The 973-nt window shown below is 71.0% G+C and carries 1 protein-coding gene; it reads left to right on the forward strand.

The window, feature by feature from the left end; translation table 11 throughout:
- A partial coding sequence (locus AB4Z38_RS25645; protein ID WP_441432327.1) for a DUF222 domain-containing protein occupies positions 1 to 973 on the forward strand: 973 nt, incomplete at both ends.

Genomic DNA, 973 nt, shown 5'->3' on the forward strand with positions numbered 1-973 from the left:
CCGGCGTTGCGGCAGCAGCCGGCCCGGTCGACGACGGGTACCGGAACGCGGCCGAATTCCTGCGCGCCAGGCTGCGGATCGGCATCGGCGAGGCCAGGCGCCGGCTCACGCTGGCCTCCGGCGTGCTCCCGCAGACCGGGATCACCGGGCAGGACCTACCCGCACGCCACGGGGTCCTCGCCGCGGCCCTGTCCTCGGCAGCCCTGCCCTCCCGCTCGGCCACCGTGATCAGCCTGGCCCTGGACCAGGTACGGCACCTCGCCGACGCCGACACCGCCCASCRGATGGARCACTCCCTGACCGAAACCGCGGTGGAGAGCGATCCGGATTTCGTGTCCCGGATGGCCAAGCGCTGGGTCGATGCCATCGACCAGGACGGATCCGAACCCAGCGAGGAAGAACTSCGCCACCGCCAAGGAGCGTTCATCCGCAAACCCCGCCGCGGCCTGCACCACCTGGAAATCTTCGCCACCACGGAACAATTCGAAACCCTCACCACCGTCATGAACACCGCCACCAACCCGCGCCTGCAGCACGACACCGCCGGCACCGGCCCCGCCCTGGATCGCCGCTCCCGGGCSCAGAAACTCCTCGACGGGCTCACCGGGGCCTGCAGTGTGGCCCTGGCCACCGGGGAACTGCCCGCCAACGGCGGCCTCCGGCCCCAGGTGATGGTGACCATCGACTACCGAGACCTGCTCGAGCGCCTCGAACGCGTCGACCGCGAAACGCCCAGCGGCCCAAGCTCCCGCCCGGGCAGCGGTACGTCCACGTTCCACGGCCCGATCCACCCCTCGGTCATCCGCAAGATCGCCTGCGACGCCGACATCATCCCCGTCCTGCTCGGCAGCGAGGGCCGCGTCCTGGACATCGGCCGCACCACCAGGGTGTTCCCGCCCCACATCCGCAAAGCCATCATCGCCCGCGACCAAGGCTGCGCCTTCCCCGACTGCACCATCCCCGCACCCTGGTG

Source organism: Arthrobacter sp. 2RAF6 (genome assembly GCF_052115205.1).
Lineage (GTDB): Bacteria > Actinomycetota > Actinomycetes > Actinomycetales > Micrococcaceae > Arthrobacter.